The following is a 14,254-nucleotide window of genomic DNA, read 5'->3' on the forward strand; positions in this document are numbered from 1 at the left end:
TCATGGGTGAAGACGCTAAAGGATACCACTAAGTTCCATAAATCGATGTAAACACGTAAGAAAATAAGCAATACTGCGTTTACAATAAACTTGTAGGTCAGGACTCCGGATTTAAGGGGCCCAGCCGTTTTTGCAGGCTTTTTCTCAAAATCCGCCTTTCGGCTGACAATACATGTATATTTGCAGTTTTTTTCGTTTGGAGTAGCCCGAATGATAACGCCAACCCGGAATGGATACATTTGCTGCACTGCCGCCGAGTTTGTCGACCTTCTTGTTATAGAGGGTTCTAGCGATTGGACAAAACTCATATCTATAAGTATAGCGAGCTTTAAATATAAGGCTTAAAAACGATAGGAGTGAAAAGCCGCTGCTTAACGGTTGGGAGCAGCATGAATCCGGATGGAGGTAAACGGCGGAATGAATGATAAAAATCATAGAATCACCGTGAAAATTGGTATGGGGGTGCGAGATACAGAGGCAGGGAATATTGGAGAGGCGGGAGCAGGCAATGCAGGCCCGGTCGGTGGGGGCGTATGTATTGAAAGCCGAGGCAGCACCGGGGCGGGCGGTGCCGGCGCCCGACCCATGCCTGGCCCGCACGGCGCGGCCCCAAACGGCGCTGCCCCGCTCCGCGCCGGGCAGCCTGCGCCCGCGTCTGCGCGGGAACCCGCGCCGCAGCCGCTGCGCCTGCGCCTCGCGCCCGGCGCGCGGACGCGGCCCTCCTCCTTCCGCGGTGGCGGGAGGAGGGGCTGGGCGCTTGCCGCCGCGCTGGCGGGCCTGGCCGCGCTCGCGGTGCTGCTGCCCGCGCTGCTCGCCGGGCGCAGCACCGGCCCGCAGCCGCCGGCCGCCCCGGCGGCGCAGACGGCGCCGGGGCAGGGGCCCGCCGCAGGCGCTGCGGTCGCCGCGGGCGGGGAGCGGCTCGAGCCGGCGGAGGCCTCGCCCGCGGACGAGCCGGAAGTGCGCGTCTATCTGACGCGCACCGGCAGCGTAGAGACCGTACCGCTCGAACAGTACGTGACCGGCGTGCTGGCCGCCGAGATGCCGGCAGACTTTGAGCTTGAAGCGCTCAAAGCGCAAGCGATCGCGGCCCGTACCTTTATCATCCGCCGCCTGGCGGCCGGGGATACGAGCGGCGTCCCCGGCCGCCAGGCGGATGTGGTCGATACCGTCGACCATCAAGCCTACCTCTCCAAGGAGACGCTGGAGAGGTGGGCCGGGAGCGGAAAGAGCGAACAGCTCGCCAAGCTGGAGCAAGCGGTTCGGGAAACGCGCGGCATCGTGATGACCTACCAGGGGAAGCCGATTACGGCGGCGTTCTTTTCGTCCAGCGGGGGGTACACTGAAAATTCGGAGGAATACTGGTCGCTTCGCATCCCTTATCTCCGCAGCGTACCCAGCCCATGGGACAGTACAGTTAATCCGCATAATAAAGAGACCGTAACCCTTTCCGTCAATGAATTGTTTGAGCGGCTTGGTCAGAAGGCCCCGGCTCAAACCGCATTGGCCGGTGCCAGCGGGAGCGGGCTTTCCGACAGTCTGGTGAAGATTCTCTCGTTCACTTCCGGCAAACGGGTCAAGGGAATCCGGATAGGAGACCAAACCTACACCGGCCGCGAGATCCGGGAGAAGCTGGATTTGCGCTCCAGCCAGTTCAGCGTCAAGCTGGACGGGACGAATGTCAAAATCACCACCTACGGCTACGGGCACGGCGTGGGGATGAGCCAGTGGGGCGCCAACGGCATGGCTCAAAAAGGATACACCACCACCCAGATTCTCAAACACTATTACACGGGCATATCCTTTCAGCAAACCTCCAACCTATTGAAACGGAGTTCGTGAAATAATGATGTCTCTTAAATTTTTTGGAAAATTGATATAAGCGAAGTATAAAAGCTTTCGCCCCGGTAACACTGGTTATTGAGGTGATGAGCTAATGAATGAACAAAACAACAAAACGAAGTCCCATGAGGAATCTCCTAAAATTACAATGGGAGAACCGGCCGTACCGGTGTCCGCATGGAAGAAACTATTGTCGAAGAGATGGGTCTACCCGGCGGTTTACGTGGCAGCAGCGGCAATTATACTAACCTTAGTGTGGGTCTACCAGGATGCCAGCCAAAAGCCGATGGATTCCACGCCCGCCAGTGTGACGGACGCCGTAGAACAGCCTTCAAGCGAGGATCTGCTGGGTCAGGATACCGCGAAGGTAGAAGGCGAAGACAAAACGGATGAAACCGTCGCCGTCTCAGAAGATCTGGCTTGGCCCGTAGCGAATCTTTCCGAAGTCTCCGTGGTGAAGCCGTTCTATGACAACGAGGGCAGCGCCGAAGATCACGAAGCCGCGCTGGTCCAGTATAATGACACCTTTATCGCCAATACGGGGATCGACATCGCGCGGAAGGATAGCCAGACGTTTGATGTCACGGCCGCGATGGGCGGTAAAGTGACCCGGGTCGAAGAAGTGCCGCTGCTTGGCTTCGTCGTTGAAATCACGCACGCGAACAATTTGAAAACCGTGTACGAAAGTCTTGCGGATGTCAAAGTCAAATTGAACGATCAAGTGAAACAAGGCGACGCGATCGCCTCTGCGGGCCGCAACGAGATGGAAAAGGATCTCGGCAACCACGTTCACTTTGCCGTATATGAGAACGGCGAATTGGTCAACCCGGCGAGCGTTCTGCCCAAGCAACAATAACGATTATCAAGCGGAGAGCCAAAGCGCGAAAAGCGCGGGCTCTCCGCTTTTTTTGCGCCGGACAGGCTCCCCTTGTCAAAATAATTTGGCTTTGCCCGGGCTTGTCAGGCTTGGAAACAAAGAATATATGGGCCCGCCCCTCATATAATGTACCAAACTATCTCGAGTAGGGAGGCGGGAGCGTGCACGATTACATCAAGGAACGAACGATTAAAATAGGTCGCTGCATCGTGGAAACTCGGCATACGGTTCGGACCATAGCGAAAGAATTCGGCGTTTCGAAAAGCACGGTGCACAAAGATTTAACCGAGCGTCTGCCGGAGATCAATCCGGATTTGGCGGACCAGGTCAAGCACATTCTCGAATACCATAAGTCGATCAGGCACCTTCGGGGAGGCGAGGCGACGAAAATCAAGTATAAGAAAAAAGGCCAAAACAAGCGGGAGGTGATCAGCTCGGCCGGAAGGTGATTAGCTCGCCGCACGAATGGGTAAACAATAAGATTATCCCTGGAGAGGAATATGATTGAATACCTCCCCCAAAGTATGGTATTTTTAAATATGGTATAAGATTGTGGATTTTATCTCATTATCCCGATTTGTTAAGGGGTTTTGCAGTATTTTGTCGAAGTCCGGCTCCGCGATACCGGGGAAGCCTTTACCATATTTTGTCAATAAAAACCATTTTGGGGGAGCATTTGATGATGAGCAAGGATATTGGTATTGATTTAGGCACCGCTAATGTACTGATTCATGTCAAAGGAAAAGGAGTAGTTCTCGACGAGCCTTCCGTTGTGGCGATCGACAGCGACGCCAAGCGCGTGCTGGCTGTCGGCGAAGAGGCAAGAAAGATGGTGGGCCGCACACCGGGTAATATCATTGCGATTCGTCCGCTCAAAGACGGCGTCATTGCCGATTTCGAGATTACGGAGACGATGCTCAAGTATTTTATTGACCGGATTGGAGGCCGAAGCTGGTACAGTCACCCCCGTATTCTCATCTGCGCGCCTACCAATATTACTTCCGTGGAACAGAAATCGATTCGCGAAGCCGCGGAGCGCAGCGGAGCCAAAGAGGTCTTCATGGAAGAAGAACCCAAGGCCGCGGCGATCGGCGCGGGAATGGATATTTTTGAACCGAGCGGCAATATGGTTGTCGATATCGGCGGCGGTACGACGGATGTGGCGGTGCTCTCGATGGGGGACATCGTCACGGCTTCGTCAATCAAGATCGCCGGCGACAAATTTGATGCCGCCATTATTAAATATATTAAAACGAAGTACAAGCTCCTGATCGGGGAACGGACCGCGGAGGATATCAAAGTGAACATCGGGACGGTCCATCCTTCCGGGCTGGTGGCGGAAATGGATATCCGGGGCAGAGACATGGTCTCGGGATTGCCGCTCACGGTCACCGTTACTTCAAAGGAGATTCAAGAAGCTTTGGCTGATCCGGTTTCATCGATTGTAACCGCCGCCAAATCGGTGCTCGAGCGCACTCCGCCGGAGCTGTCCGCCGATATTATCGATCGTGGCGTTATTCTGACCGGCGGAGGCGCTTTGCTGAACGGATTGGACGAGCTTCTGATCGAAGAGCTGCGCGTACCGGTGCTTATCGCGGAAGATCCGATGCATTGTGTCGTTAAGGGAACCGGCATCATGCTGGATAATTTGGACCGGGTAACTAAGAAAAAATTCTGATTCGCCGATATAATATAGAAGAGAGTCAAGAAAGCTTGGTTTGGAGGGTTCCCTATGTTAAGAGGGCTTTACACTGCGGCTTCAGGGATGATGACAGAGCAGCGGCGCCATGATACGGTGACGCAGAATATAGCGAATATCAATACTACGGGTTATAAACAGGTGAACTCGGTGAAGCATTCCTTTCCCGAAATGCTGGTTTCGCTTGTAGGCGATAAGGAAAGCCCGACGCCCAAACGGATCGGGAAGCTGGCGACAGGGGTGTTTGCGGAGGAAAGCATGTCTTCTTTCGTACAGGGGGACCTGAAAGAAACACACAAGGGATCCGATTTTGCTTTGCTGTCCAATCTGGGATTGAACGACCCGGCTACCGGCGATCCGATTCCCTTCGACGCATCGGGTAAATATGTGAACGAGGACGGAGAAGTGATCTACCGGCCGCAGGCCTTTTTTACGGTCATGGACAATAACGATCAAGTGCGTTATACCCGGGACGGCGGTTTCACCGTTAATGCCGCGGGCGATTTGCTGACATCGCAGGGGCAGCGCGTATTGGATAGCGACGGCAACCCGATCGTGCTTCCGGCCGGGCAATCGATCGACTCGCTGAAGAGCGATGCCCAGGGTAATCTTGTCGCTTCCGATGGAAACGCGATCGCTACGCTGGGGATTGTCGTTGTAAACCGGCCGCAGCAATTGGTCAGAGACGGCAATGGCGTTTACCGGGCAGATGATCCTGATGCCGCGGATATCCGGGAACTGCAAGCCGGCGACGGCGCGGAAATCCGCCAAGGCTATCTGGAGGTCTCCAATGTGGATACCGCCCAAGCGATGGTGGATTTGCTTTCCGCCCAGCGGGCCTATGAATCGAATCAGAAAATGATACAATATTACGATAAAAGTTTGGACAAAGCGGTCAACGAAATCGGCCGTGTCTAGGCTAAGTTAGATGAAGGAGGTGCCTCATGAACAATTCCATGATCAGCGCCATGGTTTCGATGAGCGGGATTCAGCAGCGTCTGGACCTTCTTGCCGACAATATCGCGAACATAAACACTACGGGGTACAAACGCAAGGAAGCTTCATTTGAGGATACGCTCACACGGGTGAAGGAGCAGACCTCCAAGATGAATCTGGAAGGGCGGGCAACGCCGTCCGGATTCAATCTCGGATTCGGTTCGAGAATGACATCCATATCGAACAATTTCATCCAAGGGTCGATCAAGGAGACCGGCAATCCGACTGATTTGGCGATTGAAGGCAACGCCCTGTTTGCGGTACTTACCGAAAGCGGCAAAGCATATACCCGGGCAGGAGACTTCCATATCCAGCCGGACCCGGCCGATGAGGAATCCGCTTATCTGGTAACCGGTTCCGGACATTTTGTTTTAAATACGGATGGTGATCCGATATCGTTTCCTGCCGGCGCCAAGCTGCAAATCGACGGGCAGGGCAACGTCCTTGCCGTAACCGGGGAAGAAGTGACCGAAGCGGGGCGGATTCAATTGCGGACCCCGATCAGACCGGATGCGCTGCAGCAGGTTGACGGCAATCTGTTCGTGCTCGCCGACGGGGCCATCGAGGATGAGGTGGTCGCCGATACGTCACTGTTCCCGCAGGAACAGCAAGCCCAGATCCGGCAAGGGGCGCTCGAAGGCTCCAATGTCAGCCTGACGGAAGAAATGGCGGAGATGATCCAGGTGCAGCGCGCTTATCAGCTTGCGGCACGTGCGCTTACCTCCAGCGAAACGATGGCGGGCTTGGCCAATAATTTACGCGGGTAGGTGGAGAATCATGACCCGAGAGCATAAACCGGACGGAAAACGGCGGTCCGGTTGGATCACCCTCCTGCGGATTGTGCTGATTGTTCTGTTTCTTGCGATTGCCCTGATCTGCGGCACTGCCGTGGGTTATGTGGTATTGGGCAAACAGGATATCAGCGGCGTTTGGCAATGGAGTACCTGGAAGCATGTATTCGACCTCGTGTTTGCACCTTAACCGGCGCGGCTTTCTCAAGCACAATAGATTATCTATATAATGGAAGAAACTGAATGTAATGGCTTTTTCGCTCCCGGTATCGGGAGTTTTCTTTTTAGGGTCATAAAATGTATAATGATGGGGGACTGTCGCGCGTCAAAAGAAATCAAAAGGGCGTTACCCGTTTGCGGTATCGGACCGCTCACGGATAAGCCCCTTATCTTAACCCTCGCTTCTGCAGACGCGAAGGATAATTTCAGTGTGACCGTTCGCCTGATCTTTTATACGAAAATTAGCGTGTTGTTTATGATGTGACAACGGACCGGAACGATTTTATGAAAATCAGAAAGGGGTATTACATAATGCTCGATACCAAACAAATTCAAGAAATTATTCCGCACCGCCCGCCCTTCCTGCTGGTGGACCGGATTGTGGAAATGGAAGAAGGCAAAAGAGCGGTAGGGATCAAGAATGTCACGGTAAATGAACCGTTTTTTACGGGGCATTTTCCCGGATACCCGGTTATGCCGGGGGTGCTGATTACCGAAGCTTTGGCCCAAGTGGGCGCTACGGCTCTTCTGAGTGTCGAGGAAAACAAGGGGAAAATCGGCTTCCTCGCCGGGCTGGACGGCTTCCGCTTCCGCGGTCAAGTCGTGCCGGGGGATACGCTGCGTCTGGAAGTGGAAATCACCCGCATGAAAGGTTCCATCGGTAAAGGACATGCCGTCGCTAAGGTCGATGATAAAATTGTCGCAGAGGGCGAAATTATGTTTGCGTTATCCTGAGTTAGTTGCAATTCCAAGACTATTATGCGTTGGGAGGATTTTTGAAACCATGGCTGAATTGAATTCGAACATTAGAGAAAAAGTGGATAGCTGGTTAAACGACGCTTCCATTGATGAAGAGACCAAACAGGAACTGCGCGCGCTGGAAAATAACCCGGCTGAGCTCGAAGACCGCTTTTACCGGGATTTGGAGTTCGGCACCGGCGGCTTGCGCGGCGTCATCGGCGCCGGCAGTAACCGGATGAACCGTTACACGGTGGCCAGAGCGACGCAGGGCTTTGCCAAATATATTTTGGAAGAGCATGGCGGTAAGGAAGGTCAGCCTTCCGTCGTCATTGCACACGACTGCCGGCATTTCTCACCGGAGTTTGCTCTGGAGGCCGCGCTCGTGCTGGCGGGCAACGGCATCGTCGCCAAGCTGTTCCCGTCGCTTCGTCCGACGCCGCAGTTGTCCTTCTCCGTCCGCAGTTTGAACGCAACCGGCGGTATTGTCGTAACGGCGAGTCATAACCCGCCGGAATATAACGGTTATAAGGTATACAACGCCTCCGGCGGACAGTTGGTGCCGCATGAAGCGGAGCGCGTGATCAAGAATATTCAGGATCTGACCTCACTGGCCGAAGTGAAACGGCTGAGCCGGGAAGAGGCCGAAACGAAAGGACTGCTCGTATGGCTCGGCGAAGCCGAAGACGAGGCGTTCGTCGAGACGGTGGCCGAGACCAGCGTCAACCGTGAATTGATGGCCTCGGGTGCGGCGAAGGACCTGGTGATCGTTTATACCCCGCTGCACGGAACCGGGAATTTACCGGTGCGACGGGCCCTGGAGAAGATCGGCTTCACCCAGGTGCATATCGTTAAAGAACAAGAACTTCCCGACGGCAATTTCTCGACCGTGAAGTCCCCGAACCCGGAAGAGCGGGAAGCTTTCGCCATGGCGATCGAGCTGGGCAAGCAAGTCGGCGCGGACATTCTGATCGGCACAGACCCTGATGCGGACCGGATGGGCGCGGTCGTTAAAACGGCGGCCGGCGACTATGAAATTTTGACCGGTAACCAATCGGGGGCTATACTTGTACATTATGTGCTGGGACAAATGAAGGAAGCGGGCAAGCTTCCGGCAAACGGCGCGGTCGTGAAGACGATCGTAACCAGCGAGATGGGTGCGGAGATCGCCCGCCATTATGGCGCGACGGTGTTCAACACGCTGACCGGGTTCAAATATATCGGCGAAAAAATGAACGAGTTCGAGCAAACGGGCGATTATACTTATTTGTTCGGCTATGAGGAAAGCTATGGTTATCTGGCCGGGAATTATGCCCGCGACAAAGACGCGATCGTGGCTTCGACCTTGATCAGTGAAGCCGTCGCTTATTACAAGCGTCAGGGCAAAACGCTGATCGACGTGCTGGAGGAGTTGTATCAAAGCTTCGGCTACTATCGTGAAGCGCTGGCTTCCCGGACCTTGAAAGGCAAAGACGGCCTGGCGCAAATCGGCGCCTTGATGAATGATTTCCGTACCAATCCGCCGAAGAGCGTGGCAAGCATTGCGGTTAAGGAACTTCTCGATTATTCGCAAGGTCTCGATGGACTGCCTAAGGAAAATGTCCTGAAATTCCGGTTGGAGGATGGCTCTTGGTTCTGCCTTCGTCCGTCGGGAACGGAGCCGAAGATCAAGTTTTACTTCGCGGTCCGCGGAACGTCGAACGAGGATGCCAAAGCCCGGCTCGCCCGTTTGCAGGAAGATGTGCTGGCCCGCGTGGACGGCTAATGGACTTACCAGTTATTTTTTACTTTTGAGGAGGTACCCTTGTGATTCGAAGTTGGCAGCGGTGGAATGACGCTTCCCGCAAATGGTTGTGGATCTTGGTCGTCGTTGGTATTGTAGCTTCCATACCGGTGATCGTTCAGCGGGTGCAGACCGAGTCGTCTGCAAATAAAGTGGAGATTGTTTTCAATTATCGGGGACTGCTGGATGTGGCTTCGTATCAGGCCGATCCGGCGGCTTACATGGATGAGCAGTTGGACCGGCTGAAAGAGGCCGGCGTGAGTACCATGGCGATGTTTGAAAGCACGCTGGATGAATTGTCGAAGGCGCGGCGGATTATGGTGTTTAATGCGCTGGATGCGGCAAAGATGACACAAACCGTTGTTTCTCCAGAGAGCAATTATACGTACCTTGTTTTTACTAGCCCGGAGAATGAACAGCAGCTCCGGCCGATGATCGAAGAGACGTTCCGGAATCTGGACGTCTCCGTGACGGACTGGGAGTATATGAATTATCCGGGTCTGATTATCGGCATGGGCATGGACGAAGCGGTCATGAAACCGATGCAGTTGGACCCGATCGCCTTTAACATGCTGCGCGAAAAGGGATTTAATATTTTGCCGCGGCTGTCGGACAATGTCCCTTACGATCAGGAATCGCTCGATGAGCAGCTTTCGTTCTTTGCGGCGAACGGCGTAAAGCGAATTCTGTTTGACGGGGAAGCGGTAACGGGATTCAAGGACAACGAAGCTATGAATAGCTTGCAGGGCTTCGCCGATTTGCTCAAAAAACACGGGATCGGCCTCGCGGCGATCGAGAATTTGAAGGCTCCGCAAAAGGGCCTGAATAAGCTGGCTTATCTGACGGATTACAATATCGTACGCCTGCATTCCTTGGCCGACACCGAAGCCGGCCAGGACGCCAAAACGCTGGCCGACCGGTTCGTCCTGGCCACCAAGGACCGCAACATCCGGATGATCTATCTGAACGCATCGCCGTCCAAGGATGCGGCCAAAGCGGCGATCACGAATCCGATCAACAATTTGATCGATTCGCTGCAGGGGCCGGAAGGAGCGGTTCAGCGCATCGAAAATAACGGATTTGAATTCGGACAGGCGGAGGCATTCCAAATTCATGACGCTTCTTGGCAAAAATATTTGAAAGCCCTCGTCGTCCTCGGCGGTGTAGCATTCTGTGCGATGCTTGTTTCTTATTTTATCGCGCCGCTGACCTTGATCGCTTTTATTCTTGGTTTAATCGGCTCGGCCGGGTTATATGTGCTGAAGCCGACGCTGCTGGAACAGGCGCTGGCACTCGGGGTTGCCATCAGCGCTCCGACGATTTCCACTATTCTTGCGATCCGCAAAGTAAAAGAGATCGGCCAAGCACATCCCGGCATTTCGGCCGGCCGGAGGTTGACGCACAGCATCATCCTGTATGTGAAAACGGCGATTATCTCGCTGGCCGCCGTTCCGTTCGTTATTTCGCTGCTGAACAACATTACCTACAGCCTGGTCCTGAATCAATTCCGCGGCGTCAGCCTGCTTCATTTGGGGCCGATTCTGCTGGTTGCGATTTATGTCTTCCTGTATCAAGGGACCTCGGTATGGCAGGAGCTGCGGAATTGGCTGCGGATGCCGATTACGCTGGTATGGGTCGTTGCCGCAGGCATACTCGGCGTAGTTGCGCTATATTATTTGTCGAGAACCGGCAATGCCGGCACGCTGCTTCCGGGTGAAGCCGCCTTCCGTTCTTTCTTGGAAAATACGTTCGGGGTTCGTCCGCGCAACAAGGAATTTTTGCTGGCGCATCCGCTGTTTATCGTCGCCGTGTTTGCCGCCTTCCGCTACCGCTGGGCGCTGTACGCGATGGTTATTGCGGTTATGGGGCAATTGTCGATGGTGGACACCTTCGCCCATATCCATACCCCTGCCGCGCTTTCGCTGATTCGCGGCGGACTCGGACTCGCCCTTGGCCTCATCGTCGGCCTCATCGCCGTGCTGGTTTGGCATATTATCGAAAGGTGCTGGGATAAATGGTCGCCGCGTCTTCTCAAACCATAGTTCTGTCGGGATATTACGGATACCGCAACAGCGGGGACGAAGCGGTGCTGCAATCGATTCTCTCCGCGTTGGAAGAAGAGGGAAAGGCGGCGGGCATCGCGATCACGCCCGTCGTTCTGTCCATCGACCCCGAGTGGACCAGCCGGACTTACGGCGTTAAGGCCGTGCACCGGATGAAACTCGGCGATGTAAGGAACGCTATTAAGAACAGCGACGGACTGATCAGCGGCGGAGGAAGCCTGCTGCAGGACGCCACCGGGCTCGGCTCGATTCCGTATTACCTCGGCATCATCAAAATCGCTCAGTGGATGGGCAAGCCGACCTTCGTTTACGCGCAGGGGATCGGGCCTGTCCGCCGCAAACCGTTCCGGCCGCTGATCGCCGCGGTGTTCCGCCGCTGCGAATATATTTCCGTCCGGGACGCCGAGTCGGCCGCCTTGCTGGACAGCATGGGCATCCGCAAAACGGCCGTCCAGGTCGTGCCGGACCCGGTGATGGGTCTGGCGCTGCCGGAGGATGGACCGGGGGTGGCACCGGATCCGGCGGACCAAGGCTCCGGCTCGGCTGAGCTGCCGGTGGTGGGCGTGTCGGTCCGCTTCTGGAATCCCGAGCGGACCGAGCTTGCGAAGCTGGCCGAAGGCCTCGCTTCGCTCAGCCGCCGCGTTCCGGTGCATATCCGGTTCCTGCCGTTTCATTTCCCCGGCGACGACGAAGCTTCGCGCTTCGTCATGGACCGTCTGGGAAATGTGGCGGAACACGGGAGCACCGTCAGCATCGCGGCGGAGACGGAGCATCCGTACGAGATGCTCCGCGAAGTGAGCCGCTGCCGCCTGCTGGTGGGCATGAGGCTGCACAGCCTCATTTACGCGGCGTCGCAGGAAGTGCCGCTGCTCGGCGTTTCGTACGATCCGAAGATCGACCATTTTCTGGGGCGACTCGGCGGCGTGCCCGTCGGCACTGCCGAGGAGCTCGATCCCCGGATCGTGGCCTCGCAGGCCGAGCGCCTGCTGTTGGAGGGCGACGCCTGGCGCGCGGCCAACGCTCCGCGCATAGCGGAGCTGAAGCGCGAAGCCCGCACCCCCGCGCGGCGCATCGTCGAATTTCTACGGAGCAAAGGGTGAGGGAAGTTGGAGACGAAGCATATAGAAGCGGTGCCGACCGTATCGGTATTCGGCATCTCCGTTTGCAAATGGGGAATGAACGACACGCTTGCCCATGTGGCCGGCATGGTGGAGTCGGGCAAGCCGCATCAGATCATTACGGCCAATCCGATCATGATTATGGCCGCCTTGGAAGATCCCGCCTACAAGAAAATTATGCAGGACGCCGAATTGGTCATCCCGGACGGCACCGGTCTTGTCTGGGCCGCGCAGAAGGCCGGCGATCCGGTGACCGAACGGGTGGCGGGCTTCGATCTGCTGCATGAATTAATGAAAGAGGGCGAGCGGCGGCACTGGAAAGTTTATCTGCTCGGTTCGACCCCGGAAGTGATTCAGGAAGCTTCCCGGCGGTTAAGCATCCAATATCCCGGGACGGAGATTGTCGGCTTCCGGGACGGTTACTTCGGACCGGACCAGGACGCGGAAGTCATCGCGAACATTGTGGCCGCGTCGCCGGATCTGCTGTTCGTCGCCCGCGGCGCGGATACGCAGGAGCCTTGGATCGGGAAATACAAGCAAGCGCTCGGCGTGCCGGTGATGATGGGTGTTGGCGGAAGCTTCGACATTATTTCCGGAAAATCGAAGCGTGCGCCCAAAGCATTTCAGAAGATGCGTTTGGAATGGCTGTACCGTTTGCTGTCGGAACCGACCCGTTTCCGGCGGATGCTAGTCCTGCCGAAGTTCATGGTTCGGGTGCTCCGCGCAGGCGAAAACCTTACAAAAATGAGCTAAGTGATTGAATTTTTGCGCAAAACAGCGTATTATTGCTCAAGTATGAGGTTTGTGTGTTCCTGCTGAATCGGAGTATAATTCATTCCGGCAGAATAAATGGGGGTTGAAATAACACATGTGGATGATTTATACCATCGGGTTTATCGTCTCGTTGGCGCTGGCGCTCGGCCTTACGCCGTTGGTAAAGAAGTTCGCTTTTAAGGTCGGCGCGGTGGATGTGCCCAATGCCCGTAAAGTGCATACGAAAATTATGCCGAGACTCGGTGGATTGGCTATCTTTTTATCTTTTGTGATTACGTTCTTCCTGCTGCTTCCGTTTCTTCCGGAAAGCCTCTCGGTGCGCGAAATCAACTTTATTAAAGCATTTCTTGTCGGCGGGACCATGACGATCCTGCTCGGCGCGTTCGACGACCGGTTCGATTTGCCGGCCAAGCTGAAATTTCTAGTGCAGATCGCTACGGCTTGCGTCGTTGTATTCGGTTTTGACGTTCGGATTGAATTTGCCAATATTCCTTTTCATACGTATGCGTCGGTGGAAAGCTGGATCGCGATTCCGTTCACGATTCTGTGGATTGTCGGCGTGACCAACGCGATCAATCTGATCGACGGGTTGGACGGCTTGGCCGCGGGCGTATCCGCGATTGCGATCGGCACGATCGCCGTCATGGCTTTTTTGATGGGCAATATCGTGGTGGCTTTGCTTAGCCTGCTGCTCCTCGGCGGCATTATCGGCTTCCTGTACTTCAATTTCCACCCGGCCAAAATATTCATGGGCGACTCGGGCGCCCTGTTCCTGGGCTTCAGCCTGGCGCTTCTATCGCTGCTCGGCTTCAAGCAGGTTGCGATCGTCTCGTTCCTGACGCCGCTGATTCTGATCGGCGTGCCTTTGTCGGACACGCTGTTCGCCATTATCCGCCGCTGGATGCAGAAGAAACCGATCTTCTCGCCGGATAAAGGGCATTTGCACCACTGCCTGCGCGAGCTTGGCTTCAGCCACCGCCAGACGGTGCTGATTATTTACGGCATCGCCGCCTTCTTCGGCGTGCTGGCCGTGATCCAATCCTCGGCGGCGATGTATAACGCCAACTGGGTCACCTTCGTCGTCATCTGCGTCATGGTGTTCTTCCTGCAAATCGGCGCGGAGGTCATCGGTCTGATCGGCAAGACGAAGCGGCCGCTGCTCGACTTTTTCGCCCGTCTGCGCATGAAAGTCGGCACGGAGCGCGGCTCCAAGTAACGCTACTGCAATATTTTAGCTTAGATTACCGCAATTATACGTTTGTTTAGGACAACCCCTGTGTCTCGGGAAGACAACAGTGGGTTGTTTTTTGCTCGACACGTTTCCTCGAAAAAGGGTATAATAAGGTATGATTTTTAC

Annotated in this window: 14 protein-coding genes; 13 read left to right on the forward strand and 1 reads right to left on the reverse strand. The window is 55.3% G+C overall.

Annotated features, from left to right (window positions below):
• Positions 1-239: hypothetical protein (locus V3851_RS19595; RefSeq protein ID WP_331848253.1), on the reverse strand; the 239-nt coding region annotated here is incomplete at its 3' end.
• A gap of 178 nt (positions 240-417) precedes the next feature.
• Between V3851_RS19595 and spoIID the strand changes: the two genes are divergently transcribed.
• The 13 genes from spoIID to V3851_RS19660 all read left to right on the forward strand — a co-directional run bounded on the left by spoIID (position 418) and on the right by V3851_RS19660 (position 14,113).
• Complete coding sequence (spoIID, locus tag V3851_RS19600; RefSeq protein ID WP_331848254.1) at positions 418-1,839, forward strand: stage II sporulation protein D; 1,422 nt, start codon at positions 418-420, stop codon at positions 1,837-1,839.
• Between the two features lie 94 nt (positions 1,840-1,933).
• Positions 1,934-2,695 carry a M23 family metallopeptidase gene (locus tag V3851_RS19605; protein ID WP_331848255.1) on the forward strand — a complete coding sequence of 254 codons (762 nt, stop codon included), beginning with the start codon at positions 1,934-1,936 and terminating at the stop codon, positions 2,693-2,695.
• Positions 2,696-2,877: 182 nt separating this feature from the next.
• Positions 2,878-3,165 (forward strand): sporulation transcriptional regulator SpoIIID, encoded by a 288-nt coding sequence (gene spoIIID, locus V3851_RS19610; RefSeq protein WP_331848256.1) that lies wholly within the window; start codon positions 2,878-2,880, stop codon positions 3,163-3,165.
• 230 nt (positions 3,166-3,395) lie between these two features.
• Positions 3,396-4,394, forward strand: a complete 999-nt coding sequence (gene mreB, locus V3851_RS19615) for a rod shape-determining protein (RefSeq protein ID WP_331848257.1) — start codon at positions 3,396-3,398, stop codon at positions 4,392-4,394.
• 54 nt (positions 4,395-4,448) lie between these two features.
• On the forward strand, positions 4,449-5,333 hold the full coding sequence (locus tag V3851_RS19620) for a flagellar hook-basal body protein (protein ID WP_331848258.1): 885 nt from the start codon (positions 4,449-4,451) through the stop codon (positions 5,331-5,333).
• 26 nt (positions 5,334-5,359) lie between these two features.
• Positions 5,360-6,178 (forward strand): flagellar hook-basal body protein, encoded by an 819-nt coding sequence (locus V3851_RS19625; protein ID WP_331848259.1) that lies wholly within the window; start codon positions 5,360-5,362, stop codon positions 6,176-6,178.
• A 10-nt stretch (positions 6,179-6,188) separates the two neighbouring features.
• Positions 6,189-6,392: a DNA-directed RNA polymerase subunit beta gene (locus V3851_RS19630; RefSeq protein WP_331848260.1), complete on the forward strand. Its 204-nt coding sequence runs from the start codon at positions 6,189-6,191 to the stop codon at positions 6,390-6,392.
• Between the two features lie 341 nt (positions 6,393-6,733).
• Positions 6,734-7,156: a 3-hydroxyacyl-ACP dehydratase FabZ gene (gene fabZ, locus V3851_RS19635; protein ID WP_331848261.1), complete on the forward strand. Its 423-nt coding sequence runs from the start codon at positions 6,734-6,736 to the stop codon at positions 7,154-7,156.
• 49 nt (positions 7,157-7,205) lie between these two features.
• Positions 7,206-8,924: a phospho-sugar mutase gene (locus V3851_RS19640; protein WP_331848262.1), complete on the forward strand. Its 1,719-nt coding sequence runs from the start codon at positions 7,206-7,208 to the stop codon at positions 8,922-8,924.
• A 41-nt stretch (positions 8,925-8,965) separates the two neighbouring features.
• Positions 8,966-10,984 (forward strand): DUF5693 family protein, encoded by a 2,019-nt coding sequence (locus V3851_RS19645; protein WP_331848263.1) that lies wholly within the window; start codon positions 8,966-8,968, stop codon positions 10,982-10,984.
• Complete coding sequence (csaB, locus tag V3851_RS19650; protein WP_331848264.1) at positions 10,957-12,105, forward strand: polysaccharide pyruvyl transferase CsaB; 1,149 nt, start codon at positions 10,957-10,959, stop codon at positions 12,103-12,105. Before V3851_RS19645 ends, csaB begins: the two co-directional genes overlap by 28 nt.
• 6 nt (positions 12,106-12,111) lie before the next feature.
• Positions 12,112-12,876, forward strand: a complete 765-nt coding sequence (locus V3851_RS19655; protein ID WP_331848265.1) for a WecB/TagA/CpsF family glycosyltransferase — start codon at positions 12,112-12,114, stop codon at positions 12,874-12,876.
• A gap of 115 nt (positions 12,877-12,991) precedes the next feature.
• Entirely contained in the window at positions 12,992-14,113 is a 1,122-nt protein-coding gene (locus tag V3851_RS19660; RefSeq protein ID WP_331848266.1) for a glycosyltransferase family 4 protein, read from the forward strand.
• Positions 14,114-14,254: the final 141 nt, after the last annotated feature.

The organism is Paenibacillus haidiansis, from assembly GCF_036553665.1.
Lineage (GTDB): Bacteria > Bacillota > Bacilli > Paenibacillales > Paenibacillaceae > Fontibacillus > Fontibacillus haidiansis.